At 64.6% G+C, this 20,937-nt stretch carries 27 protein-coding genes; 18 read left to right on the top strand and 9 right to left on the bottom strand.

Features of this window, described 5'->3' with window-relative positions; genetic code table 11:
• Positions 1–2: 2 nt before the first annotated feature.
• Positions 3–1,187 (top strand): acetyl-CoA C-acyltransferase family protein, encoded by a 1,185-nt coding sequence (locus AC6H0N_RS01095; protein WP_497572204.1) that lies wholly within the window; start codon positions 3–5, stop codon positions 1,185–1,187.
• 47 nt (positions 1,188–1,234) lie between these two features.
• On the opposite strand, the gene rsgA is transcribed toward AC6H0N_RS01095, so the two are convergent.
• Positions 1,235–2,110, bottom strand: a complete 876-nt coding sequence (gene rsgA / locus AC6H0N_RS01090) for a ribosome small subunit-dependent GTPase A (protein WP_497572203.1) — start codon at positions 2,108–2,110, stop codon at positions 1,235–1,237.
• Positions 2,111–2,139: 29 nt separating this feature from the next.
• On the bottom strand, positions 2,140–2,451 hold the full coding sequence (locus AC6H0N_RS01085) for a c-type cytochrome (RefSeq protein WP_497572202.1): 312 nt from the start codon (positions 2,449–2,451) through the stop codon (positions 2,140–2,142).
• A gap of 79 nt (positions 2,452–2,530) precedes the next feature.
• Here AC6H0N_RS01085 and orn point away from each other — a divergent pair, with 79 nt between their 5' ends.
• Positions 2,531–3,082, top strand: a complete 552-nt coding sequence (gene orn, locus AC6H0N_RS01080) for an oligoribonuclease (protein ID WP_497572201.1) — start codon at positions 2,531–2,533, stop codon at positions 3,080–3,082.
• A gap of 6 nt (positions 3,083–3,088) precedes the next feature.
• Here the strand turns inward: orn and pgi are convergent, their stop codons facing one another.
• The 3 genes from pgi to rpmE form a co-directional block, all read right to left on the bottom strand.
• On the bottom strand, positions 3,089–4,711 hold the full coding sequence (gene pgi, locus AC6H0N_RS01075) for a glucose-6-phosphate isomerase (RefSeq protein WP_497572200.1): 1,623 nt from the start codon (positions 4,709–4,711) through the stop codon (positions 3,089–3,091).
• Positions 4,704–6,338 (bottom strand): ArnT family glycosyltransferase, encoded by a 1,635-nt coding sequence (locus AC6H0N_RS01070; protein WP_497572199.1) that lies wholly within the window; start codon positions 6,336–6,338, stop codon positions 4,704–4,706. The genes pgi and AC6H0N_RS01070 overlap by 8 nt, the downstream gene beginning before the upstream one ends.
• A gap of 122 nt (positions 6,339–6,460) precedes the next feature.
• The gene (gene rpmE, locus AC6H0N_RS01065; protein ID WP_497572198.1) at positions 6,461–6,679 is read right to left on the bottom strand and encodes a 50S ribosomal protein L31; all 219 of its coding nucleotides are present in this window, start codon (positions 6,677–6,679) and stop codon (positions 6,461–6,463) included.
• Between the two features lie 128 nt (positions 6,680–6,807).
• Between rpmE and trmB the strand changes: the two genes are divergently transcribed.
• The 4 genes from trmB (at position 6,808) to AC6H0N_RS01045 (ending at position 9,105) form a co-directional block, all read left to right on the top strand.
• Positions 6,808–7,551 (top strand): tRNA (guanine(46)-N(7))-methyltransferase TrmB, encoded by a 744-nt coding sequence (trmB, locus tag AC6H0N_RS01060; RefSeq protein ID WP_497572197.1) that lies wholly within the window; start codon positions 6,808–6,810, stop codon positions 7,549–7,551.
• The gene (locus AC6H0N_RS01055) at positions 7,548–8,246 is read left to right on the top strand and encodes a UPF0149 family protein (RefSeq protein WP_497572196.1); all 699 of its coding nucleotides are present in this window, start codon (positions 7,548–7,550) and stop codon (positions 8,244–8,246) included. The genes trmB and AC6H0N_RS01055 overlap by 4 nt, the downstream gene beginning before the upstream one ends.
• A gap of 1 nt (position 8,247) precedes the next feature.
• Positions 8,248–8,580 (top strand): YkgJ family cysteine cluster protein, encoded by a 333-nt coding sequence (locus AC6H0N_RS01050; RefSeq protein ID WP_497572195.1) that lies wholly within the window; start codon positions 8,248–8,250, stop codon positions 8,578–8,580.
• Between the two features lie 165 nt (positions 8,581–8,745).
• Entirely contained in the window at positions 8,746–9,105 is a 360-nt protein-coding gene (locus tag AC6H0N_RS01045) for a YkgJ family cysteine cluster protein (RefSeq protein ID WP_497572194.1), read from the top strand.
• Positions 9,106–9,116: 11 nt separating this feature from the next.
• On the opposite strand, the gene AC6H0N_RS01040 is transcribed toward AC6H0N_RS01045, so the two are convergent.
• Positions 9,117–9,974, bottom strand: a complete 858-nt coding sequence (locus AC6H0N_RS01040) for an ATP adenylyltransferase family protein (RefSeq protein WP_497572193.1) — start codon at positions 9,972–9,974, stop codon at positions 9,117–9,119.
• Positions 9,975–10,001: 27 nt separating this feature from the next.
• On the opposite strand from AC6H0N_RS01040, the gene AC6H0N_RS01035 reads away from it, so the two are divergent.
• Positions 10,002–10,217: an RNA-binding S4 domain-containing protein gene (locus AC6H0N_RS01035; RefSeq protein WP_497572192.1), complete on the top strand. Its 216-nt coding sequence runs from the start codon at positions 10,002–10,004 to the stop codon at positions 10,215–10,217.
• Between the two features lie 16 nt (positions 10,218–10,233).
• Here AC6H0N_RS01035 and radC read toward each other — a convergent pair whose 3' ends face one another.
• The gene (gene radC / locus AC6H0N_RS01030; RefSeq protein ID WP_497572191.1) at positions 10,234–10,911 is read right to left on the bottom strand and encodes a RadC family protein; all 678 of its coding nucleotides are present in this window, start codon (positions 10,909–10,911) and stop codon (positions 10,234–10,236) included.
• Positions 10,912–10,956: 45 nt separating this feature from the next.
• Here radC and coaBC point away from each other — a divergent pair, with 45 nt between their 5' ends.
• From coaBC to AC6H0N_RS01010, 4 genes are all read left to right on the top strand, one after another.
• Positions 10,957–12,150, top strand: coding sequence for a bifunctional phosphopantothenoylcysteine decarboxylase/phosphopantothenate--cysteine ligase CoaBC (gene coaBC, locus AC6H0N_RS01025; protein ID WP_497572190.1), 1,194 nt, complete (start codon positions 10,957–10,959; stop codon positions 12,148–12,150).
• 12 nt (positions 12,151–12,162) lie between these two features.
• Positions 12,163–12,612 carry a dUTP diphosphatase gene (gene dut / locus AC6H0N_RS01020; RefSeq protein ID WP_497572189.1) on the top strand — a complete coding sequence of 150 codons (450 nt, stop codon included), beginning with the start codon at positions 12,163–12,165 and terminating at the stop codon, positions 12,610–12,612.
• A gap of 10 nt (positions 12,613–12,622) precedes the next feature.
• Positions 12,623–13,057, top strand: a complete 435-nt coding sequence (locus tag AC6H0N_RS01015) for an NUDIX hydrolase (protein ID WP_497572188.1) — start codon at positions 12,623–12,625, stop codon at positions 13,055–13,057.
• A gap of 107 nt (positions 13,058–13,164) precedes the next feature.
• Complete coding sequence (locus AC6H0N_RS01010) at positions 13,165–13,767, top strand: c-type cytochrome (RefSeq protein ID WP_497572187.1); 603 nt, start codon at positions 13,165–13,167, stop codon at positions 13,765–13,767.
• Positions 13,768–13,835: 68 nt separating this feature from the next.
• On the opposite strand, the gene AC6H0N_RS01005 is transcribed toward AC6H0N_RS01010, so the two are convergent.
• Together AC6H0N_RS01005 and AC6H0N_RS01000 are read right to left on the bottom strand one after the other, a co-directional pair.
• Complete coding sequence (locus AC6H0N_RS01005) at positions 13,836–15,197, bottom strand: FCSD flavin-binding domain-containing protein (RefSeq protein ID WP_497572186.1); 1,362 nt, start codon at positions 15,195–15,197, stop codon at positions 13,836–13,838.
• A gap of 15 nt (positions 15,198–15,212) precedes the next feature.
• Positions 15,213–15,512: a c-type cytochrome gene (locus AC6H0N_RS01000; protein ID WP_497572185.1), complete on the bottom strand. Its 300-nt coding sequence runs from the start codon at positions 15,510–15,512 to the stop codon at positions 15,213–15,215.
• A 202-nt stretch (positions 15,513–15,714) separates the two neighbouring features.
• Here AC6H0N_RS01000 and AC6H0N_RS00995 point away from each other — a divergent pair, with 202 nt between their 5' ends.
• The 7 genes from AC6H0N_RS00995 (at position 15,715) to soxX (ending at position 20,857) form a co-directional block, all read left to right on the top strand.
• Positions 15,715–16,074, top strand: coding sequence for an ArsR/SmtB family transcription factor (locus tag AC6H0N_RS00995; protein WP_497572184.1), 360 nt, complete (start codon positions 15,715–15,717; stop codon positions 16,072–16,074).
• A gap of 25 nt (positions 16,075–16,099) precedes the next feature.
• Positions 16,100–17,443 carry a sulfite dehydrogenase gene (gene soxC / locus AC6H0N_RS00990; protein ID WP_497572183.1) on the top strand — a complete coding sequence of 448 codons (1,344 nt, stop codon included), beginning with the start codon at positions 16,100–16,102 and terminating at the stop codon, positions 17,441–17,443.
• A 1-nt stretch (position 17,444) separates the two neighbouring features.
• Positions 17,445–18,491 carry a c-type cytochrome gene (locus AC6H0N_RS00985; RefSeq protein WP_497572182.1) on the top strand — a complete coding sequence of 349 codons (1,047 nt, stop codon included), beginning with the start codon at positions 17,445–17,447 and terminating at the stop codon, positions 18,489–18,491.
• Between the two features lie 28 nt (positions 18,492–18,519).
• Positions 18,520–18,984 (top strand): thiosulfate oxidation carrier protein SoxY, encoded by a 465-nt coding sequence (gene soxY, locus AC6H0N_RS00980; RefSeq protein WP_497572181.1) that lies wholly within the window; start codon positions 18,520–18,522, stop codon positions 18,982–18,984.
• Positions 18,985–19,011: 27 nt separating this feature from the next.
• Positions 19,012–19,323: a thiosulfate oxidation carrier complex protein SoxZ gene (gene soxZ, locus AC6H0N_RS00975; protein ID WP_497572180.1), complete on the top strand. Its 312-nt coding sequence runs from the start codon at positions 19,012–19,014 to the stop codon at positions 19,321–19,323.
• A gap of 112 nt (positions 19,324–19,435) precedes the next feature.
• Positions 19,436–20,239, top strand: coding sequence for a sulfur oxidation c-type cytochrome SoxA (soxA, locus tag AC6H0N_RS00970; RefSeq protein WP_497572179.1), 804 nt, complete (start codon positions 19,436–19,438; stop codon positions 20,237–20,239).
• A 12-nt stretch (positions 20,240–20,251) separates the two neighbouring features.
• Positions 20,252–20,857: a sulfur oxidation c-type cytochrome SoxX gene (soxX, locus tag AC6H0N_RS00965; protein ID WP_497572178.1), complete on the top strand. Its 606-nt coding sequence runs from the start codon at positions 20,252–20,254 to the stop codon at positions 20,855–20,857.
• The last annotated feature ends 80 nt before the right edge of the window (positions 20,858–20,937 follow it).

Here is a 20,937-nt window from a genome sequence, read left to right as displayed (position 1 = left end):
AGATGGCGATTCGCGATGTAGTGGTACTGAGTGCCGTGCGGTCTGCAATCGGGACGTTCGGTGGAGGTTTGAGCTCGATTGAGCCGGCTGAACTGGCCGGCATGGTGATGAAAGAGGCGATCGCCCGTTCCGGTGCTGATCCGCAACTGATCAACTACGTCACGGTCGGCAACTGCATTCCAACGGAAACGCGCTACGCCTATGTGGCGCGCGTGGCCTCGATCCAGGCTGGATTGCCCGCGGATTCGGTGGCGATGGCGGTCAACCGCCTGTGCTCGTCGGGTCTGCAGGGCATCGTGTCGACGTCTCAGGCGATCATGCTCGGTGACTGCGATTACGGTGTCGGTGGCGGTGTCGAGGTGATGTCGCGCGGCGCCTATCTGGCCCCGGCAATGCGCACCGGCGCACGCATGGGCGACACTACCATGGTGGACGCCATGGTGTCGGTGCTGACTGACCCGTTCGGTGTCGGCCACATGGGCATCACGGCCGAGAATCTGGCCGAGAAATGGGGTATTTCACGCGACGAGCAGGATGCCTTCGCAGCCGAGTCGCACCGCCGTGCCGGCGTGGCGATTGCCGAGGGGCGCTTCAAGGACCAGATCGTTCCGATCGTGCTCAAGTCGCGCAAGGGCGAGACGGTGTTCGACACCGACGAGCACTGCAAGCCGGAGACGACCGTCGAAGCTCTGGCGAAAATGCGTCCGGCCTTCAAGAAGGACGGCACCGTCACGGCCGGCAACGCCTCGGGCATCAATGACGGCGCGGCTTTTCTGGTGCTGGCGGCTGCTGATGCCGCAGCAAAGGCTGGCTACAAGCCGATGGCGCGGGTGGTGGCGTACGCGGTGGCCGGTGTGCCGAACGAAGTGATGGGCGAAGGGCCGATTCCGGCGACGAAGATCGTGCTGCAGCGCGCAGGCCTGTCGCTTGATCAGATCGATGTCATCGAATCGAACGAGGCCTTTGCAGTGCAGGCGCTGACGGTGATCAAGGGCCTGGGCCTCGATCCGGCCAAGACCAACCCCAATGGTGGCGCGGTGGCGCTGGGTCATCCAGTCGGCGCGACCGGCGCGGCGATTGCCACCAAGGCCATCCATGAGTTGCACCGCGTTCAGGGCCGTTACGCGCTGGTCACGCTGTGTATCGGTGGTGGTCAGGGTTTGTCGGTGATTTTCGAGCGGATGTGATCCGCCTGGCGCACAAGCAAGGGCCCGCTGAGCGGGCCCTTTTGCGTTTACCAGCCTCTTGCCTGGCGTCCCGCGCTTTCGATTTCAGCCCGGATGGTGTGGAAATGCTCGAAGCGCAGGCGGTCGATGTGGCCGCGTTCGAGTGCGGCGATCAGGGCGCACCCCGGTTCCTGATCATGTCGGCAGTCGCGGAAGCGGCAATTGCCAAGATGCGGGCGGAATTCGACAAAGGCTTCGAGCAGCTCCTCGGCGCCGACGTGCGCCAGCCCGAAGGCCTGCATGCCCGGGCTGTCGATCAGCCAACCGTCCTCGAAAGGGTAGGCGCGGGCAAAGGTGGTGGTGTGCTTGCCTGAGTCGAGTACGGTGGAAATCTCGGCGGTCACGGCCTGCGCCTCCGGGATCAGCGCGTTGGTGATCGTGGATTTGCCCATGCCGGACTGGCCGACCAGGATGCTGCGCTGGCCGGCCAGGTGCGCGGATAGCGGGGCGACTCCGGACAAGGCGTTGAGTTCGACAATCGGATAGCCCAGCCGAGCGAAGGGCGACAGCATGTCGCGCGCCGGAGCGAGCTTGTCCTCCAGGTCGCACTTGTTGAGCACGATCAGCGTGCCCATGCCCTGGGTTTCAGCCGCGACGATGCAGCGCGAGACCAGCAGCGGCGAGAAGCCCGGTTCGGTCGCCACGACCACCGCAATCTGGGTCAGATTGGCGGCGATGAGTTTTTCGCGGAAGGCATCTGAGCGCCACAGCAGATTGCGGCGCTCATGCAGTTCGGCGATGACGCCCTGGCCGGGCGAAGTCTGTTCGATATCGACCTCGTCGCCGCAGGCGTAGACGCTCTTCTTGCCGCGCGGCACGCACTTGAAGGTGGCGCCGTCGTTGCCAAGAACCTCGTAGTTGCGCCCGAAAGAGGCGACCACCATGCCCGCGTGCCGGGCGCCGTCTCCGCGACTCACTCGAACCTGTAGTAGTGCTTGTTGAGGTAGGCGGCGATGTCGCGCTCGTCCTCGGGGAACAGGGCCAGATTCAGCATCGTGGTACAGGCGGTGAGTTGCTGGAGCAGGCTGTCGGGGCTGCTGACGCGTCGATCGGCGCGGGTGTAGATGTCGGAGCCGTCCTTGCCGCCGAACTTGGCGGCATGACAGGCGACGCACTGATTCGCGTGGATTTCAGCGCCGGCTTCAAGGTTGGCCCCCTGAAACGGATCGGCGAGCGCAGGGCCGGCTGCAAACAGGCCGACAACGACGAAATGGCGGATGTCCATATGACCTCCCGGAGGACGGTGGACGGGCCTTTGTATGACACAATCCGGGCCTCGTCATTGGGGATGGAGCGCGTCGATTATGGCACAGGACAACAACCGCCTGATCTGGCTGGATATGGAAATGACCGGTCTGGAACCGGATCGTGATCGCATCCTCGAGATCGCCGTGGTGATTACCGATGCGAACCTCGAAACCGTGGCCGAGGCGCCCGTGATGGTGGTCCATCAACCGGATGCCGTGCTTGACGGGATGGACGAGTGGAACACGCGCACACACGGGCAATCGGGGTTGACTGCGCGAGTGCGCGCGGCGACCGAAAGTGACGCCCAGGTCGAGGCACGCATGCTCGATTTCATCGGTCAGCATGTGCCCGCGCGCGTCTCGCCGATGTGCGGCAATTCGATTTGCCAGGATCGCCGCTTCATGGCGCGCTACATGCCGACGCTCGAAGCGTGGTTCCACTACCGAAATCTGGATGTGTCCACGCTCAAGGAGCTGGCGCGTCGCTGGCGGCCGGACGTCATCGAGAGTTTCACCAAAACCGGCAAGCATGAAGCGCTCTCCGACATCTACGAGTCCATCGCCGAACTACGGCATTACCGCGAGCACTTCCTGCGTATGCAGGCCTGACTCCGGTCAGCCCGCGTCGCGCATGCTCGCGATCGCGGCGAGCAGGGCAGCGGTAGAGGGATGCGTCGCTCCGCTGTCGGGCTCCGCCAGGCGGCGGGCCATTTCCTTGCCCAGCTCGACGCCATATTGGTCGAAGCTGTTGATGCCCCAGATCCAGCCCTGCACAAAGGTCTTGTGCTCGTACAGCGCCAGCAGCTGGCCCAGGGTGTGTGGTGTGAGTCCCGGCAGCAGAAGGGTGGTCGAGGGCTGATTGCCCGGGCAGACCAGATGCGGAGCGAGCTGTTCAGCCTCGTCCGGCCTGCGGCCCGCAGCAATCAGGTGCTGCCTTGCCGATTCCAGGTCACGACCGCTCATAAGGGCTTCCGACTGCGCCAGCGCATTTTCGACCAGTGCGCGTGAGCGCTCATCGTTTGCCATGACCGGAACGATGAAGTCGATCGCCACCTGACGCGTACCCTGGTAAAGCAACTGGTGAAAAGCGTGCTGGCCCACCGTGCCCACATGGCCGAACACAACCGGTGCAGTGTCGGTGTCGACGGGCGAGCCGTCGCGGCGGCATCGCTTGCCGTTGCTCTCCATTTCGAGCTGCTGCAGCCAGGTCGGGAAGTTGCGCAGACCGTGGGCGTAGGGAAGTGCAGCAAGATCGCCGATGCCGAGGAAGTTGGAGTTCCAGATTCCCGCCAGGCCGAGCATCACCGGCAGATTGTCCGCCAGCGGAGCGTCGCGGAAATGCTCGTCGACGGAGCGCGCCCCAGCCAGCATTGCATCAAAGCCGGCTTCTCCGATCGCCATCAATACCGGCAGCCCGACGGCGGACCAGAGCGAAAAGCGGCCGCCCACCCAGGCCGGCAATGCGAATACGCGATCGGCCGAAATGCCGTATCCGGCGGCAAGATCAGGGCGATTGCTGACGGCGGCAAAGTGCGCGGTGGTGTCTGCGTCGGCGCCAAGGCCGGCGCGCAACCAGGCCCGCGCCGCACGGGCGTTGGCCAGCGTTTCGAGCGTGGAAAAGCTCTTGGACGAGACGATGAACAGCGTCGTGGCCGGGTCCGCGTCAGCGAGTGCTGCATCGAGTTCCTGCGGGTCGATGTTGGCTACAAAGCTCACCAGAAGCGAGTTGTCACCCGGCGCTGCGAGAGCCTCGCAAGCCATGCGCGGTCCCAGATCCGAGCCACCGATGCCGATATTGATGACCCGGCGGAAGCGCTTTCCGGTGTGCCCGACGGCATGTCCCTCGCGGACGGCGCGGGCAAAGGCGCGCAGGCGTTGATCGCTGGCCTGCAGATCCAGCAGGTCGGCTGTCGGCGTGCGCGCGCCGCCGCGTACGGCCATGTGCAGCGCCGCTCGCCCTTCCGTGCAATTCATCTGTTCGCCATCGAACAGGGCGGCAATACCGCTTGGCAGCGAAGCCTGGTCTGCCAGCGCGAGCAGGCTGTCGCGTACGGCCGCGTCGATGCGTTGTTTTGAAAAATCGACGAGCAGGCCGTCGTGCTGGAGGCTAAACGACTGCGGACGTTGCGCGTCGGCATCGAATAGCGCGGTAACCCGCGTGCTGGCCAGACGGTGTGCATGAGCCTGCAGAGCCAGCCAGGCGGGAAGTTCGGAGGGGGAGGTTTGTTGTTTAGTCACGGCGGTAAAGAGTGAAGACCTCGAGTCGTTTGCCGCCAGCGTGACGATGGCGCCAGACCGGAACCCATTCGGGTGACGGTGCGGCGATTGCCTCGTCGTCGTGCACAAGCAGATAGCGGCAGTTGGTTTCGTTGTCGCGCGTGGCGGTCGGGCGCAGGCCGAGGTAGTAATCGAGCACGGCGCGGTGAGTTGTCCCGAGATGGGTTGTCGCGACGCACGACGGCTGTTCCTGCGTCAGCGCCAGGCGAAGGGATTCGGCCATCGGGCGGTAGTTGCGGGTGTTGTCGACCCACGGCAGCAGGAGCGTGACCATCAGGCACCACAGCATGGTCATGCCCAGCGCCCAATTGGTCGAGGCGCGATCAGCCGTGCGCGGCAGCCGCCATACCAGCACGGCCCACAGCAGCATGATGAGGATGCCGAGTGTGGCTTGCAGCGTGGTTCCGCCCGGAGCGAAATCGGGGGCCATGCGCGCGAGGCTGCGCGCCAGTCCGGGCGGCCATTCGAAAATCTGCGCGGTCCAGGCCAGCCAGACGAGCAGCGCGAAGATGCCGAAGGTCATCAACGCAAACCAATCGAAGGCGTTTGCTGCGCCGCGGCGCATCGTGGGTATTCCACCGGCGGCGAGCAAGACGAGCGCAGGTACGGCAGGCAGCATGGCTTCTGCGCTGAGGCTGCCGCCGAGACCTATCCACATCAATGCGATGCCGGCTGCAACCAGCGGCAACAGCCATGAAAGACGACGAAGCTGGCGGCGGGCGCGCCACAGCGCCCAAATGGCAATGGGCCATAGCGGCCAGGTGAACCAGCCAAGCATCTCCGCGAGCCGCGGCAGGTCCGCGCGCGACAGCGGATCGCCGACAAAGTCGGCCCAGGCACGCGCCCACCACAGGTCCAGCAACTCGGGTTGTGTGGCGCCGAGCGCGATCGGCCACAAGGCGCTGCCGCCAACGGCAATGGTCAGGCCGATGATCAGCGCTCCGCTGGAGCGCGGGGTGCGAATCTCGGGAACGGCTATGGCAACCAGCGCGAGCAGCGGCAGGGTCAGCAGCACGCCGGCAAAGCCGGCCGTGAGGAAGGCCAGTGCAACGCCCAGGCCCGCCTGTATGCTGCCCTTGAGGGGCTGGGTCGGAATCAGCGCCAGCCCGGCCAGCGTCATGGCCTGCAGCGCCATCAGCGTGATCATGGGCTGGTTTTCGTGCACGTGAACCGCCAGGCCGAGCGTGCCGATGGTCAGCAGGGCGGCCGCAGCACGCGTGTGTCGGCCATACAGTCGGGCCGCGGCGCGGGTGATCCACAGCGTGGCCAGCGCCGCAGCAAACGGCGTGGCCAGACGCGCCGCATCATGCAGCGGCAGCAGCCACCCCAAGGCGGTGGCAAACAACGCAGACAGCCAGTAGTGAAAGGGCCCGAAGCCGGGTACGGGTTCGCCGGCAATGGTCGGCAGCAGCCACCATTCGCCCTGCAGCAAGGAATGCACGGCGCTGAAATGTTCGATATCCGAACCGCGCCAGGGCTCGTGCCCGATGGCGCCGGGAAGCAGATAGACCAGAACGAGCAAGGTCAGACCGGCGGCGCCGTAGAGTTGGCGTTCGAGCGCGGAGCGTGGCAGGGACCGGTCGTGCATTGATGAGCGCTATGACGTTTTCGTTGAAAACCCGATTCTAGCGGTGTTGGGTGTTCAAATTCCGAAAGCAAAAGAAAAGGGGCAGCCTGAGCTGCCCCTTTTTTGAACGTGCTGCGCTGCGATTAGCCGAGGCGCTGGACGTTGCCGTATTTCTGACGGAAGCGCTCGACGCGACCGGCGGTGTCAACGATCTTTTGCTTGCCGGTGTAGAACGGGTGGCAGGCCGAGCAGACTTCCACCTGGATCGTCGGCTTGGAGCTCGTCGAACGCGTGGTGAAGTTGTTACCGCAGGAGCAATTCACCTGCACATCGGCGTATTTCGGGTGGATGTCGGCTTTCATCGTGAAATCCTTGGGGTCGAGCGGCAGGCGGATGTGGCCGGCCTAATTGCGAGAAGTCGCGCATTATCGGCTAACTCGCGGACCAAAGCAAGAGATAATGCCGTGCTGCCGCATGAGAACATGTCCGGATGTCCTACGCCAACTCCCGTATCCCGCTCAGCGCCCAACAGGGCGTGCACGAAAGCCTGTCGGTGCGCGTCGAACGCCATCTGCGCGAGCCCTTCCGCAAGCCGGTGGCGCCCTACAATCGCGAGGCCTTCGAGCGCAGTCTCGAAGGCTGGGATGCGAGAGCGCCGCTGATTCTGGACGCGGGTTGTGGTGTGGGTCACAGCACCATCGAGCTGGCGCGCGCCCATCCCGGCCACTTCGTCATTGGAGTGGATCAGTCGGATGATCGCCTGTCGCGCCGCAAGCCCTATCCACAATCCATGTGGCCGCAGAACATGGTGTTTGCGCGTGCTGACCTGATTGATTACTGGCGCCTGTTGTTCGACGCGGGGCTGCGTCTGGCGCAGCACTACGTGTTGTATCCCAATCCATGGCCGAAGATCGGGCACGTGGGCCGGCGCTGGCATGCCCATCCGGTGTTTCCGTGGGTCCTGGCGCTTGGCGGCACACTTGAGTGCCGCACGAACTGGCAGGTATATGCCGACGAGTTTGCCTGGGCGACCGGCTATGCGCTGGGTCGCGAGCTGCGGGTGGAGACCTTCGTGGCCGATGCGCCGTTGACACCGTTCGAGCGCAAATACCGGGATTCCGGGCAGCCCCTGTACCGGATCCAGACGACGCTGGACGAGCCTGAATCGCCCGGCCGGCTTGCGCTTTGGGCCTCGATAGCGCAGTCTCGGGCCAACCACGGAGAATGCCGATGACGGATGAGAACGCGAATCCGCACGAACTGAGCGATGACGAGTTCGATGCACTCGAGGAAATCCTGACCTCCGACGCAGTGCCCGAAGACTGCATGAACCTGGAGATGCTCGACGGCTACCTGGCGGCGGTCGTCATCTCGCCCACGCCGTTGGCCCCGGCAGACTGGATGCCCGCCGTGTGGAGTGCGCACGAAGACGCGTCGTTTGCGTCCGGCGGTGGTATGCAGCAGGCCATCCGGCTGGTGCTGCGCTACTACAACGAGCTCGTTACTACGGTCGGCGCTCCCGAGGGCTGGGAGCCGTTCTGCTACGCCGGTTCGAGCGCCGATGAGCTGGTCGTGGGCGAGGAGTGGATCGAGGGCTTCCTGCAAGGTCTGGAGCTGTGGCCTACCGACTGGGCCGGGCTCGTTCCGCATCAGGACGCCGAGATCGTCACCGAAACCCTGCAGTCGGTTATCCGGCCGTGGGAAGCCGCAGACGAAGACGTGCCCGACAGTACCCGGCTTGAATGGCTTGCCGATGCGTGCGATGCGGTGATGGAAATCCGTGCGCGCTGGTCTGATCTGGAGTTGCCGCTGCCCGAGCCAGTCGCCACCGACATGTCGGTGGTTGCCGCGACCGGTCCCGGTCGCAACGAGGCCTGCCCGTGCGGCAGTGGCAAGAAGTTCAAGAAGTGTTGCGGCGCGACTGCGTGACATGATTGACCATTGCAGCGCCTGCGGTGCTTGCTGTGCTGCATTGCGCGTCGACTTCCATTTCTCCGAACTGGCCAGCCGCCTGCCCGGCGGCGTGCCCGATGCGCTTGCGGTACCCGTCACCGAGCGTATCTGGCGCATGCGCGGCACCGACACTGCAGCACCGCGCTGTTGTGCGCTCGAAGGCGAAGTTGGTGTGGCCGTGAGCTGCGCCATCTATGAATCTCGCCCTGGTCCTTGCCGTGACTTCGCGCCGTATGCGGCGCTTGGCATTGGCGAAGCGGGCTGCGACGACGCCCGGCGCCGTCACGGTCTGCAGCCTCTTGCGCGCTGAATGTATTTGTCCGCAACTATCTGATCCAGCGCTAAAAACAGATTGCGGCGAGCCGCTTAAGCGCTAGAATTCGCGCGCCGCGACCAAGGTCATTCCGATGGATGTCATCGACGCGGTGGTTCCACCCGTCCGGGGGAGCCGGCGCGAGCTGAGCGTTTGGCGGATATGAGCGACTACAACCCCTGCATGACCTGTGGCATCTGCTGCACGCACTTCCGCATCTCGTTCTACTGGGCAGAGGGTGATGACGCTCCGGGCGGCTTCGTGCCGGCCCACATGACCGAAAAGCTCAACGACCACATGCGCTGCATGCAGGGCAGCAACAGCGTGCCGCGTCGCTGTAGCGCGCTGGCGGGTGAGGTCGGCAGCGAGGTGATGTGCACGATTTACGAGAACCGCCCCACGCCATGCCGCGAGTTTCCGGTGTATTTCGAGGACGGCACGCCGAATCCGAAATGCGATGAATTGCGCGCCACCGTCGGCCTGCCGCCGCTGCAGGTATTCGATTGGCCGCACGCAGCGTGAGCTGACCCGGTTCAGGCCGCGACGGCCGCCAGCATCGCCAGCGGGCCGATCGCGCGCACCTTGTCGATCTCGTTGCGGTTGCGCACGAACATCGACCCGGCAAAACCCAGAGCGTTGATCGAAATGCCCTCGCAGCGCTCGGTGCAGCGCGGCACGACCAGCATCCACTGATCGTTGGCGAGCAGATTGTAGGGCGGCATGTGACCAGCCTCGGCGTTCAGACCACACTCCGCCGCGCCGAGAGCGAAGGCTTCGTTCAGTTCGGAGCCCGAGGCGCCGGGGCCGAGCCGGATGAAGGCGTGGCGCCAGTTCAGCAAGGGATGACGCACCACTTCCTGCGCTCGGCTGTTGGCGGGCAGGGCCGCTGTCATGCTGCGCAGACAGTCGCTCTGCGGCGATTCCGGAATCCACTGCAAATGCTTGTGATGCTGGCTTGCGCCGGCGGCCTCGCCGCCATTGTAGAAACCCAGCCCGTCCAGGGATTGCATGACGGCCGCGAGTGCGTCGAAGTCGGCGCAGCTCAGCGCAGCGGTCTGGTCCTCGAAATCGCGCGTGACGATCAGCAGATGCCGTTCGATGACCGGAAACTTGTTGAGCACCAGAAGGTGTCGTGCGCCTGCCGGGCCAATGGTCAGTGCCGGCTCGGGCGGCAGGAAAGGGTTGGCCGGGGCCGCGTTGGCGGTCGGTTTGCGCGCGGCATCCTTGGCCGCGAGGGACGACGCCCAGCGCACCAGAAAGCGGATGCCGTGGTCGTCGATAAAGGTCTGTTCGGTATGGATTGCATGCAGGGCGCCGGTGGCGCTGGCCTGCGCGATGGCCGCGTCAATCGCGGCGAGTTCGGGCAGTCCGTCCGGTTGGTGTAGGCTCATGCACGGAATTCTAAAGGGGACCACAAGGTGAGCGCGACATTCGCAGTGAAGGGAGACCACATCCAGCTCGATCAGTTGCTCAAGGCGGTCGGTTGGGTGAGCAGCGGCGGCGAGGCGCATGCGGCGGTCGAGGCCGGGCGTGTGCGGGTTGACGGCAAGGTCGAGTCGCGCAAGCGGGCCAAGCTGCGGGTCGGGCAGAAGGTTGCGCTCGGTGGCGAGGCGCTGGAGTTGGTGGCGGAGTAAGCCCGCCGCTGTTTGGCTACAGCAGCCCGCGTTCGGCAAACGAAACAGGGTCGGCGTGGGCGGTTACGATGAAATGGTCGAGCACCCGTACGTCGACCAGATCCAGCGCGTGCTTGAGGCTGCGCGTGAGGGTCTCGTCAGCGGTACTCGGCTCGCGGGCACCGGACGGATGGTTGTGCGCGAAGATCACTGCGCCGGCGTTGTGGGCCAGTGCGAGCTTGACGACTTCGCGCGGGTACACGCTGGTTTGGGTGAGCGTGCCGCGAAACAGTTCGACCGCCGCGATCAGGCTGTTGCGGGCGTCGAGCAGCAGCACCATGAACACCTCATGCGGCAGCGCGCCGATCTTCAGGCGCAGCCAGTCGCGCACGGCGCGGGGCGAATCGAACAGGTCGCGGTCGGTCATCTGCTCGGCCAGCGCGCGGCGCGCCAGTTCCATCACCGCCTGCAGTTGGGCATACTTGGCCGTTCCCATGCCCGGGACAGCCGAGAATTCGGCCGCAGAGGCGGCGCACAGCCGGGTCAGTGATCCGAAACGCGTGATCAGATCGCGCGCCAGATCGACCGCGCTCTTGCCGCGCATGCCCACGCGCAGGAATACCGCCAGCAGTTCGGCGTCGGACAACGCGATGGCGCCGCGTGCGAGCAGTTTCTCGCGCGGACGCTCGTCTTCGGGCCAGTCGGTGATCGCCATGTTGCGACTCCGTTTTGATGACGTTTGAATGGTAATGCATTTGACATGAGCGAGCTCGCGGGACGGAAGATCGTAATCGGCGTGACCGGTGGCGTGGCGGCCTACAAGTCGGCCGAGCTGGTGCGTCTGCTGGTCAAGGCCGGGGCCGACGTGCATGTGGTGCTGACGGAAGGTGGCGCGCGTTTCGTTACCGCGGTGACCTTTCAGGCCTTGTCGGGCAAGCCGGTGTGGACCGATCTGTGGGATCCGCGCATGGCGAACAACATGGCGCACATCGACCTGTCGCGCGATGCCGACGCGATCCTCGTCGCGCCGGCCACGGCCGACGTGATTGCCAAGCTGGTGCAGGGGCGCGCCGACGACTTGCTCACCACCTTGTGTCTCGCGCGCGACTGCCCGCTGCTGGTCGCGCCGGCCATGAACCGCCAGATGTGGGAGCACCCGGCTACGCGCCGCAATGTCGCGCAATTGCGCGAGGACGGCGCGGCGGTGCTCGGCCCCGCGGCGGGCGAGCAGGCCTGCGGCGAAGTCGGCCTCGGGCGCATGCTCGAAGCCGAAGAACTGTTCGAGCACCTATGCGCTTTCTTCAGCCCCAAGCAACTCGCCGGGCGCAAGGTGGTGCTGACCGCCGGGCCGACCTTCGAGGCCATTGATCCGGTGCGCGGCATCACCAATTCCAGTTCCGGCAAGATGGGCTTCGCGCTGGCGCAGGCCTGCCAGCGCGCCGGTGCCGAAGTGGTGCTGGTGGCCGGGCCGAGTGCGCTGCCCACGCCGCTTGGCGTGCATCGCGTGAATGTGCGCAGCGCGCTGGATATGCGCGAGGCGGTACTCGGAGCCTTGCCGGGCGCCAGCGTATTTATCGGCGTCGCGGCGGTGGCCGATTACCGGCCGGAGAATGCCGAGGCGCACAAGATCAAGAAATCAGCGGAGACGCGTTCGGTCACGCTGGTGCCCAATCCCGACATCCTCGCCGAAGTCGCCGCGCGCCCGGACGCGCCGCTGTGCGTGGGCTTCGCCGCCGAGAGCCGCGAGCTCGACCGTTACGCCGAAGGCAAGCGCGTGGCGAAGAAGCTCGATCTTGTGGTCGGCAACCTGGTGCAAGACGGGCTGGGCGGCGACGACAACATGGTCACGCTGTACGACGCAGCCGGCGCACACCCGCTGCCACGCGCCCCGAAAGACACCATCGCCCGCCAGATCATCGACCACCTTGCGCCCATGCTTGCGGCGCGCCGCTGAACGGAATTTCTCATGCCCCAGATCGACGTCCGCATTCTCGACGAGCGCCTGCGCGCCAGTCCGCCCGCCTACGCCACCGCCGGTTCTGCCGGACTTGACCTGCGTGCCTGCATCGACGCGCCGATCGAGCTTCATCCCGGCGAGACAACGCTGGTGCCGAGCGGCATCGCCATTCACCTGGCCGATGCCGGCATGGCGGCAATGGTGTTGCCGCGCTCGGGCCTCGGGCACAAGCACGGCATCGTGCTGGGTAATCTGGTCGGGCTGATCGACTCCGATTATCAGGGCCAGATCTTCGTGTCGGTGTGGAACCGCGGGCATGCCAGCTTCACCATCCAGCCGATGGAGCGCATTGCGCAGCTGGTGATCGTGCCGGTGCTGCAGGTCGGCTTCAACATCGTCGACAGCTTCGAGCACAGCGAACGCGGCGAAGGTGGCTTCGGCAGCACCGGAAAGGCCTGAGCAGCGCAGCATGGTTGTAATCGCTCACGCTGGTATCCCGACCGGGGTGCATGTGCTGCTCGAGCGCGACGGCAACATCCTGTTGATGCGGCGCGCCGGCACCGGTTTCTTTGACGGCTTGTGGAGCCTGCCGGGCGGCCATGTTGAAGCGGGCGAGTCGCTGCGCCAGACGGCGTGCCGCGAGGTGGCCGAAGAGCTGGGTATCGAACTGGCGGAAGACATGCTGCAGATGCTCGGGGCGGTGCATCGCAAGTCCGACACCAATCGTATCGACTTCTTCCTGCGCGCTTCCGGCTGGACTGGCGGGCCGGTGATCGCCGAGCCCGACAAGTGTGACGCGCTGGCCTGGCATGCGCGCAATGCGCTGCCCGAGGCCACCGTTCCCTACGTCCGCGCTGCATTGCTGCAGCCGACGCCGCCGTGGATATTCGAGCACGGCTGGTGAGCATCCGTGCTTGCTTCTCCATCAGAAGATTCTGATACGCTTTCTCCAGCCTGCGGCACCCGGCACGCCATGGCGCGACGGGATGCAGCGAAGAGCGAGGAGGCGCAATGAATTTCAAACGCATCAGCATGGCTGTGGCGGCGTTCGCCGCAGCGGGTGCGGTGTTTGCAGTTGAACCGCCGCAGCTTGATCTGGCGCGCGCCGAGCGCCTTCACATGGACAGCTGTTTCATGTGTCACGGCCCCAACGGTGAAAGCTCGACCAAACTGTTTCCGCGACTGGCGGGGCAGCATTACCAGTACATCGTGCGTCAGCTTGCGGCCTTCAAGAGCGGCAAGCGCAAGAGCAGCATGATGGAAGGCGTGGTGGCCGAGTTGAGCGAGCAGGATATGCTCGCGCTGGGTGTGTTCTTCGAGAGGAAGCCGACTACTGGCCAGGTTACCGATGATGCTGGCTTGCTTGAGGTCGGGCGCTTCATCTACACGCGCGGCAACGAATACGCCGGCGTGCCGGCATGCGCCAGCTGCCACGGGCTGGACGGCCATGGCAGCGCGCAGATGCCACGGCTCGCGAGCCAGATCCCGCGCTACATCGAGAGCCGGCTGAAGTCCTTCGCCGAAGGCGGAGACCCCGTGATGGCGGGCATTGCCGGCAAGCTGACCGAGCTCGAGATCAAGGCCTTGGCGGTGTACGTCAGTTCGCTCGACTGAGCTTGTCCGAGCCGGACGAAAAAGGGGCGCCTTGCGGCGCCCCTTTGCGTTACCGGGTGCGAAACCCATCAGGCCAGCATGTCGGCCCAGATGTTCTGCGCCCAGGCCATCGCGTGGCGGCCTTCCAGCTTGCTGGCGGCTGTCGACACGCCGCCTGAACCGGGCACGGCCAGCAGGGTGTTCTTCTCGGCGCTCCATTGGTGTACCGAGGCCACATGCACCACGTTCTCGCTGTCGACGAAGCTGTAGCAGGTGTTCGCCATCACCGGTGCGGGATTGGGCTCGCGGCCGGCCAGCATTTCGATGATCGCGGCAGCCGCGACCTTGGCGTGCTGGTTGGCCATGTGACCGGACTTGGGCATGGCCGGGGCCGACAGTGTGGCGTCACCGAGCACATGTACGCCCGGCAGACCCTTGACTTCCAGCGTGCGGAAGTCGACGTCCACCCAGCGGTCGTTGGCCAGATCGACGCCGAGAAAGTCGGCCAGACGGCCGGCACGCATCGGCGGGATGACGTTGAGCACGTCGGCCTTGACGTTGCCGAACTCCAGCTCGGCGGTGCGCGCAGCCGCATTGACCGACATCAGGCGGCTGTTGGGCTGGTAGTCGATGATGCCCTGGTAGTTGCTCTCCCAGGCCTTCATGAACAGACCCTTTTTGGAGGTGATGTCCGGGTTTGCGTCCAACACCAGCACCTTCGACCTGGGTTTGTGCTGCTTGAAGTAGTTGGCCACCATGCAGGCGCGTTCGTACGGTCCCGGCGGGCAGCGGTAGGGCGCCTGCGGAATGTGCATGGCGTAGACGCCACCATCCGGCATGGCCTCGAGCTGGCGACGCAGCAGCACGGTCTGCGGCCCGGCCTTCCAGGCGTGCGGCACGAGGTGCTCGTTGCCGGTCAGGCCGGCGACCCGGTCGGGCATGAAATCCACGCCCGGCGACAGCACGAGTCGGTCATAGCCCACTGTCGCGCCGCGGCCCAGGCGAACCTGACGGCGGGCAACGTCGATGCCGATGACTTCGTCGGTGATCACTTCCACGCCCCATTTGCTGCGCAGATTGTCATAACTGACCGTGATGTCTTCGAGCTGTTTGATGCCGCCGATGACCAGGTTGGAGATCGGGCACGACGTGAACTGCGTGTTGCGCTCGACCAGCGTGACCTTGACTGTCTCGTTGCTCCACATGCGGATGTACTTGGCCGCGGTGGCGCCGCCGTAGCCGCCGCCGATGATGACGACGTGGCCGCCGGCCTTTACCGGGGCAGGTGCGGTGGTGGGGGCGGCCGCTGGTTTGGGCTCTTCCTTCTTGCTCAGATCGCGCAGCAGGTTGCGGCCGGCTTCGAGCAGATCATTGGCCTGTGCCGTGCCGAAAGCGGCGGTGCCGGCAGTGAAGGCGCCGGCTGTTTTCAGGAACTTGCGTCGATTGACCATGTTCGTGTCCCCCGCTTATTTCTGCGCCGCGAAATAGTCCGCGACCAGCTTGAGTTGATCTTCGGTGTAGCCCTTGGCGATCTGATGCATGATCGTCGCCGGCCGGTCGCCGGAGCGGAATTCCTGCAGTTTCTGCAGGATGTTGGCGGCCGGTACTCCGGCCAGCGCGTCGGACCCGCCGACGCTGTGGCCGTTGGTGCCGTGACAGTTGGCGCAGGTCGCGGCGAGATCGCGTGCCGCGTTCGGGTATTCAGCAGATGCCAGGCCGGGCAAGCCGACCAGACAGGCTGCCACGATGATGAGTCGGACTTTCATGGGGTGTCTCCTCCGTGCGACGTGGCTCAAAGCGGTCGGGCCCGCACCGACAGATAGGTTCGGCGGGTCGGCCTAGTGTTGCATCCGGAACTTACACCGCGCGGTCCAAAAAATGAACGTCCCTGCACTGAACATTTTCGTTGACCGTATGAGTGCATGCTCATATAGTCGTATAAACATGTTGCATGGATCGATAAACGAAATGGATGAACTCTCCAAGGTCTTCGAAAGCGTCGCCGATTATTTTGGCCTGCTGTCCGAGCCGGCAAGGCTGCGCATCCTGCACGCGCTGTGCGATGCGGAGCTGCCGGTCAACGACATTGTCGAGCGCACCGAGCTGACGCAGGCCAACACCTCGCGTCACCTGAACATGCTCTATCGCGCACGCATCGTTGATCGGCGCCGCGAAGGCAGTCAGGTCTTCTACTGGATCTGCGACGCCAACTTCAAGGACATGTGCCGCACCGTATGCGTGACGATCGCGGCGCGCAGCGACGTCGATCAGCCGCGCCGGGCGACTCTGCGCCGTCTCGAAGAAGAACTGGCCGGCAAGGCCGAGTGAACTCGTATCACTGGAGAAGCAAGGAATGACACACCCAGACTTCCGGCCCGGCCGTATTCGCCCGGCTCCGGAAAACTTCCTGAGCGGGGAGCAGATCAGAGAGGTTGCCGCCGGGCGCCGTGACTTCCTGCGCAATGCCTTTCTCGCCGCTGGCGCAGCCATGGCTGCACCGGCCGCCATGGCTGTCGGTAGCAGGAACGCCGGTGATCCGGCGATTCTGGAGTTGCCGCAGTGGTCCACCACGCTGGGCCAGCCGGTGGCAGCCAACCCCTACGGCATGCCCTCGAAATACGAAGCGGGGCTGGTGCGTCGCGAGAGCCCGGGCCTGACCCGTGTGCCGGGTTCATCGGTGAGCTTTGCGCCGCTGCAAGGGCTGTTCGGCATGATCACGCCCTCCGGCCTGCACTTCGAGCGCCACCACCAGGGCTGGCATGACGTCGATCCCAGTCGCCATCGCCTGATGATCAACGGTCTGGTCAAGACCGAGGCGATCTACACCATGGATGAGCTGATGCGTCTGCCTTCGGTGTCGCGTATCCACTTCATCGAGTGCGGCGCCAACACCGGCATGGAGTGGGGCAACGTGGCCGTGCCGACGGTGCAGTACAGCCACGGCATGCTGTCCTGTTCGGAATTCACCGGCGTGCCGCTGAAGCTCATCCTCGATATGTGCGGTGCCGACTACAAGAAGGGTCGCTACCTCCTCGCCGAAGGCGCCGATGGTTCGTCGATGACACGCACCATCCCGATGGAGATGGTCGAGTCCGGCGAGGTGCTGGTGGCGTATGGCATGAACGGCGAGATGATGCGTCCCGAGAACGGCTATCCGCTGCGTCTGGTGGTGCCGGGCGTGCAGGGCGTCAGCTGGGTGAAGTGGCTGCGTCGCATCGAAGTCGGCGACATGCCATGGGGCACCAAGGACGAGGCGGTGCACTACATCGACAAGATGCCGGACGGTACGCACCGCCAGTACACCTCGATCCAGGAGTGCAAGTCGGTCATTACCAGCCCGTCGGGCGGTCAGATCCTCCTCGACAAAGGCTTCCACAACATCAGTGGGCTGGCCTGGTCGGGTCGCGGCAAGGTCACGCGCGTCGATGTCTCGGTCGACGGCGGCATCAACTGGATGCCGGCGCGCATCGAGGGGCCGGTGCAAAGCAAGGCGCTGACGCGCTTCAACTGTGACTGGGTGTGGGATGGCAAGCCCTACATCCTGCAGTCGCGCGCGGTCGACGAAACCGGTTACGTGCAGCCGTCCTACGGGCAGTTGCGCAAGGTGCGCGGGTCGTCATCGATCTATCACAACAACGCCATTCAATCGTGGAAGGTGTCGGAGTCGGGTGAGGTGGGCAATGTCCAGGTTCTCTAAAATGCTCATCGCTGCGGCGCTGGTGTCCGGCGCAAGCTCGGCTGTGGCTTTCGAGCAGTATCCCGGCATCGGTCGCCCTGCAACCAGCGCCGAAGTCCAGGCCTGGGACATCGACGTGCGCCCCGACTTCAAGGGCCTGCCTACGGGCAAGGGTATTGCGGCCGATGGCGAAGTGCTGTGGGAGCGGCAGTGCGCCTCGTGCCACGGCATCTTCGGCGAATCCAACGAGGTGTTCACGCCGCTGGTCGGCGGCACCACGCAGGACGACATCAAGACCGGCCGGGTGCGCGCGCTGGTGACAGGCGGCTTCCCGCAGCGCACGACGATGATGAAAGTGCCGACCGTGACGACCTTGTTCGACTATATTCGTCGCGCAATGCCATGGACCGCGCCGAAGTCGCTGTCGGACGATGACGTATACGCCTTGCTGGCCTACATGCTGAACCTGGCAGAAGTGATTCCGTTTGACTACGAGTTGAATGACCGGACCATCCGGGAAGTGCAGCAGCGCATGCCCAACCGAAACGGCATGAGCACCGACCACGGCATGTGGCCGGGGGCGCCCGCAGCGCAGGGCGGCATTGGGAACGGGGGAATCCCTGATGTACAGAACGTCGCGTGCATGACTAACTGCAAGGGCAAAGTGGAACTCGTGTCCGCCCTGCCCGAACACGCGCGCGACGCGCACGGCAACCTTGCCGACCAGAACCGCGTGGTCGGCCCGGTGCGGGGTCAGCAGACGAGCGAGTCGGCTGACGAGCCGGCAGCGGCCGCGCCGTCGGACGACGGCAAGGGCTATGCTGCGGTACAGGCCAAGGGTTGCCTTGCCTGTCACGGCGTGGACAAGCGCATTGTCGGGCCGAGCCTCAAGGATGTTGCGGCAAAACATCGCGATCGGGCTGACGCGGCTGCGTATCTTGCAGACAAGATTCGGAAAGGTGGAATGGGCGTATGGGGAGCCGTTCCCATGCCGCCGCAGGGCCACGTGACGGACGAGGAAGTCGAGGCGATCGTCCAGTGGTTGTTGTCAGGCGCCAAGGCGCAGTAAAGCAGGTTTCACTCAGAGGAGAGACGGGATGAATCATCAACGCAGGGGTGCCCTCAAGACCGGGGGCGGGTTGGGAATCTTCGGCATGCTGGTTGCCGCGGGCCTGGTCAAGCCGGGTAGCGCGCTGGCGCGCGACCCGAAAGTGTTCGAAGCCAAGAGCATGGACGACGCGCTGGCCGCGCTGGGTGCCGGCAAGCCGGAAGTCAGTGACAAGGTGCAGATCGTTGCGCCGGACATCGCGGAGAACGGTGCCGTTGTTCCGGTGGGCGTGAGCAGTTCGCTGGATGGAACCGAGTCGGTTTCGATCATGGTCGAGAAGAACCCGAACATGGTCGCAGCCAACTTCACGTTCCCGCAAGGAACCCTGGGTGAAGTGCAGACCCGCATCAAGATGGGCCAGACCTCGGACGTGTATGCCGTCGTGAAGGCGGACGGCAAGTACTACATGGCCAAGAAGGAAATCAAGGTCACCCTCGGCGGCTGCGGCGGCTAAGCCATTCAGGAACAAAAGGAGATCAACATGGCAGGACCCATGCGAATTCGCGCCGCCACTGCGGACGGCGTTACCGAAGTACGAGTGCTGATGTCGCACCCGATGGAAACCGGGCAGCGTCGCGGTGGCGACGGTCAACCGATTCCCGCGCACTACATCACCGAACTCACGGCCAAGCACAACGACAAGGTCGTGCTCAACGTCGAGATGGGGCCGTCGGTTTCGACCAACCCGTACCTGGCGTTCAAGTTCAAGGGCGGCGCCTCGGGCGATACGGTCGAAGTGAGCTGGAAAGACAACAAGGGTGAGTCGCGTACCGACAAGGTGCAGATCCGCTGATGCCTGCCGGCGCCGGGTCGGCAGCGGCAGGCGAACCCGTTTCGCAGTCGAGGCAGCCCGGTCAGCGCGAGGCACTGCAATGCAGTACCAGCATTAACCCGGAGGAGAGACGATGAAGAAAAGCATAGTCACAGCGGCGGTTGCCGCCGCGATCGCAGGGGGGTCGTCCGGAGCGTTTGCGGACAACACCGCCGCAGCCCTCGAGCAGTACCGCCAGATGATTCAGGACAGCAACCCGGCGGAACTGTACGAGATGGCCGGCGAGGAACTGTGGGTCACGCCGCGCGGGCCGAAGAACGCCACGCTCGAACAATGTGATCTGGGCCTCGGGCCCGGCGTGGTCCAGGGCGCATACGCCCAGATGCCGCGCTATTTCCAGGACACCGGCCGTGTGCAGGATCTCGAGTCGCGTCTGATGACCTGTATCGAGAACCTGCAGGGCATTCCGTCCTCGGAAATCATCAACGGCAAGTTCCGTCAGGGCGAGCGCGGCAAGGTCGCAGAACTGGTTGCCTACGTGGTGGGTCAGTCGCGCGGCGACACCATCCAGGTCAACCTCGATCATCCCAAGATGAAGGAAATGTACGAGCTGGGCCAGCAGGCCTTCTGGTACCGCTCGGGACCGATGGATTTCGCCTGCGCCACTTGCCACTCGAGCGATGGCGAGCGTATCCGCATGCAGGATCTGCCCAACCTGACCAAGCACGAAGGGGCTGCTGCAGGCTGGGGTTCGTGGCCGGCGTATCGCGTGTCCAACTCGCAGTTCTGGACCATGCAGCACCGTCTGAACGACTGTTACCGTCAGCAGCGCACGGCTGAGCCGATCTATGGCTCCGACGTCACCATCGCGCTGTCCGTCTACATGGCCGGTACGGCCAACGGCGGCAAGATGAACGCACCCGCTGCCAAGCGCTGAGGAGCAACGGCCATGAAAAAAATGCTGATGATTGCGCCGCTGGCGCTGTGCGCCGGACTGGCGTTCGCCGACAACCACGGCGGCGACAAGATGCAGAAGATGATCCAGGAATCGTTCAAGGCCAGCGGCCAGGCGACCATGGACCGTATGGTGCAGGACGAAACCCAGAAGGCCTGCTCGGATCCGGGTTCGCTCAGTGATGCCCGTGCGCGAGAGCTGGAAGCGGCCGAGATGAAGACCATCAAATGGCCTTCGGATGGCAAGTACTGGGAGGGCGGCGACTGGAAGGAAGGGTACAAGATCGCGTTCAGCGGCCGCGGCCTGACCTGGTCGGACAAGCCGGATTCCACGGTGGGCGGCGGTTGCTACAACTGCCACGGTCTGGACCCGGCTGAAATGTCCTACGGCACGATTGGTCCGAATCTGCAGGGCTACGCCAAGGTTCGCGGTCGTTCCGACGAGATCGTGAAGTACACCTGGGGCAAGCTCTACAACTCCAAGGCCTACAACGCGTGCAGCGACATGCCGCGCAACGGCTACGGCGGCATCCTGACCGAAGACCAGATCCGCCACGTGATGGCGTATCTCTTTGATCCGGAGTCCCCGGTCAACAAGTAAGCCCAGCACCACGGCCCGCGGCGCAGGCCGCGGGCTTTTTTTGCCTCGCAGTTCTGTAGAGCGCTGCTCAAGACATTGAT

The organism is Pseudazoarcus sp. NS34 (genome assembly GCF_059703725.1).
The sequence above is the reverse complement of the archived record's forward strand: the minus strand, read 5'-3'. Positions and strand labels throughout refer to the sequence as shown.

What these genes read in the sequence shown, in the direction of transcription:
- trmB (WP_497572197.1), top strand. Translation starts at nt 6,808, where the DNA reads ATGTCCTACGCCAACTCCCGTATCCCGCTCAGCGCCCAACAGGGCGTG.
- AC6H0N_RS01005 (WP_497572186.1), bottom strand. Translation starts at nt 15,197, where the DNA reads ATGGTCAATCGACGCAAGTTCCTGAAAACAGCCGGCGCCTTCACTGCC.
- AC6H0N_RS01070 (WP_497572199.1), bottom strand. Translation starts at nt 6,338, where the DNA reads ATGCACGACCGGTCCCTGCCACGCTCCGCGCTCGAACGCCAACTCTAC.
- AC6H0N_RS01040 (WP_497572193.1), bottom strand. Translation starts at nt 9,974, where the DNA reads ATGAGCCTACACCAACCGGACGGACTGCCCGAACTCGCCGCGATTGAC.
- soxY (WP_497572181.1), top strand. Translation starts at nt 18,520, where the DNA reads ATGAATCATCAACGCAGGGGTGCCCTCAAGACCGGGGGCGGGTTGGGA.
- AC6H0N_RS01095 (WP_497572204.1), top strand. Translation starts at nt 3, where the DNA reads ATGGCGATTCGCGATGTAGTGGTACTGAGTGCCGTGCGGTCTGCAATC.
- coaBC (WP_497572190.1), top strand. Translation starts at nt 10,957, where the DNA reads ATGAGCGAGCTCGCGGGACGGAAGATCGTAATCGGCGTGACCGGTGGC.
- AC6H0N_RS01085 (WP_497572202.1), bottom strand. Translation starts at nt 2,451, where the DNA reads ATGGACATCCGCCATTTCGTCGTTGTCGGCCTGTTTGCAGCCGGCCCT.
- orn (WP_497572201.1), top strand. Translation starts at nt 2,531, where the DNA reads ATGGCACAGGACAACAACCGCCTGATCTGGCTGGATATGGAAATGACC.
- AC6H0N_RS01000 (WP_497572185.1), bottom strand. Translation starts at nt 15,512, where the DNA reads ATGAAAGTCCGACTCATCATCGTGGCAGCCTGTCTGGTCGGCTTGCCC.
- radC (WP_497572191.1), bottom strand. Translation starts at nt 10,911, where the DNA reads ATGGCGATCACCGACTGGCCCGAAGACGAGCGTCCGCGCGAGAAACTG.
- soxA (WP_497572179.1), top strand. Translation starts at nt 19,436, where the DNA reads ATGAAGAAAAGCATAGTCACAGCGGCGGTTGCCGCCGCGATCGCAGGG.
- AC6H0N_RS01050 (WP_497572195.1), top strand. Translation starts at nt 8,248, where the DNA reads ATGATTGACCATTGCAGCGCCTGCGGTGCTTGCTGTGCTGCATTGCGC.
- soxC (WP_497572183.1), top strand. Translation starts at nt 16,100, where the DNA reads ATGACACACCCAGACTTCCGGCCCGGCCGTATTCGCCCGGCTCCGGAA.
- soxX (WP_497572178.1), top strand. Translation starts at nt 20,252, where the DNA reads ATGAAAAAAATGCTGATGATTGCGCCGCTGGCGCTGTGCGCCGGACTG.
- soxZ (WP_497572180.1), top strand. Translation starts at nt 19,012, where the DNA reads ATGGCAGGACCCATGCGAATTCGCGCCGCCACTGCGGACGGCGTTACC.
- AC6H0N_RS00985 (WP_497572182.1), top strand. Translation starts at nt 17,445, where the DNA reads ATGCTCATCGCTGCGGCGCTGGTGTCCGGCGCAAGCTCGGCTGTGGCT.
- rsgA (WP_497572203.1), bottom strand. Translation starts at nt 2,110, where the DNA reads ATGGTGGTCGCCTCTTTCGGGCGCAACTACGAGGTTCTTGGCAACGAC.
- AC6H0N_RS01010 (WP_497572187.1), top strand. Translation starts at nt 13,165, where the DNA reads ATGAATTTCAAACGCATCAGCATGGCTGTGGCGGCGTTCGCCGCAGCG.
- AC6H0N_RS01015 (WP_497572188.1), top strand. Translation starts at nt 12,623, where the DNA reads ATGGTTGTAATCGCTCACGCTGGTATCCCGACCGGGGTGCATGTGCTG.
- AC6H0N_RS01045 (WP_497572194.1), top strand. Translation starts at nt 8,746, where the DNA reads ATGAGCGACTACAACCCCTGCATGACCTGTGGCATCTGCTGCACGCAC.
- AC6H0N_RS01055 (WP_497572196.1), top strand. Translation starts at nt 7,548, where the DNA reads ATGACGGATGAGAACGCGAATCCGCACGAACTGAGCGATGACGAGTTC.
- AC6H0N_RS00995 (WP_497572184.1), top strand. Translation starts at nt 15,715, where the DNA reads ATGGATGAACTCTCCAAGGTCTTCGAAAGCGTCGCCGATTATTTTGGC.
- dut (WP_497572189.1), top strand. Translation starts at nt 12,163, where the DNA reads ATGCCCCAGATCGACGTCCGCATTCTCGACGAGCGCCTGCGCGCCAGT.
- rpmE (WP_497572198.1), bottom strand. Translation starts at nt 6,679, where the DNA reads ATGAAAGCCGACATCCACCCGAAATACGCCGATGTGCAGGTGAATTGC.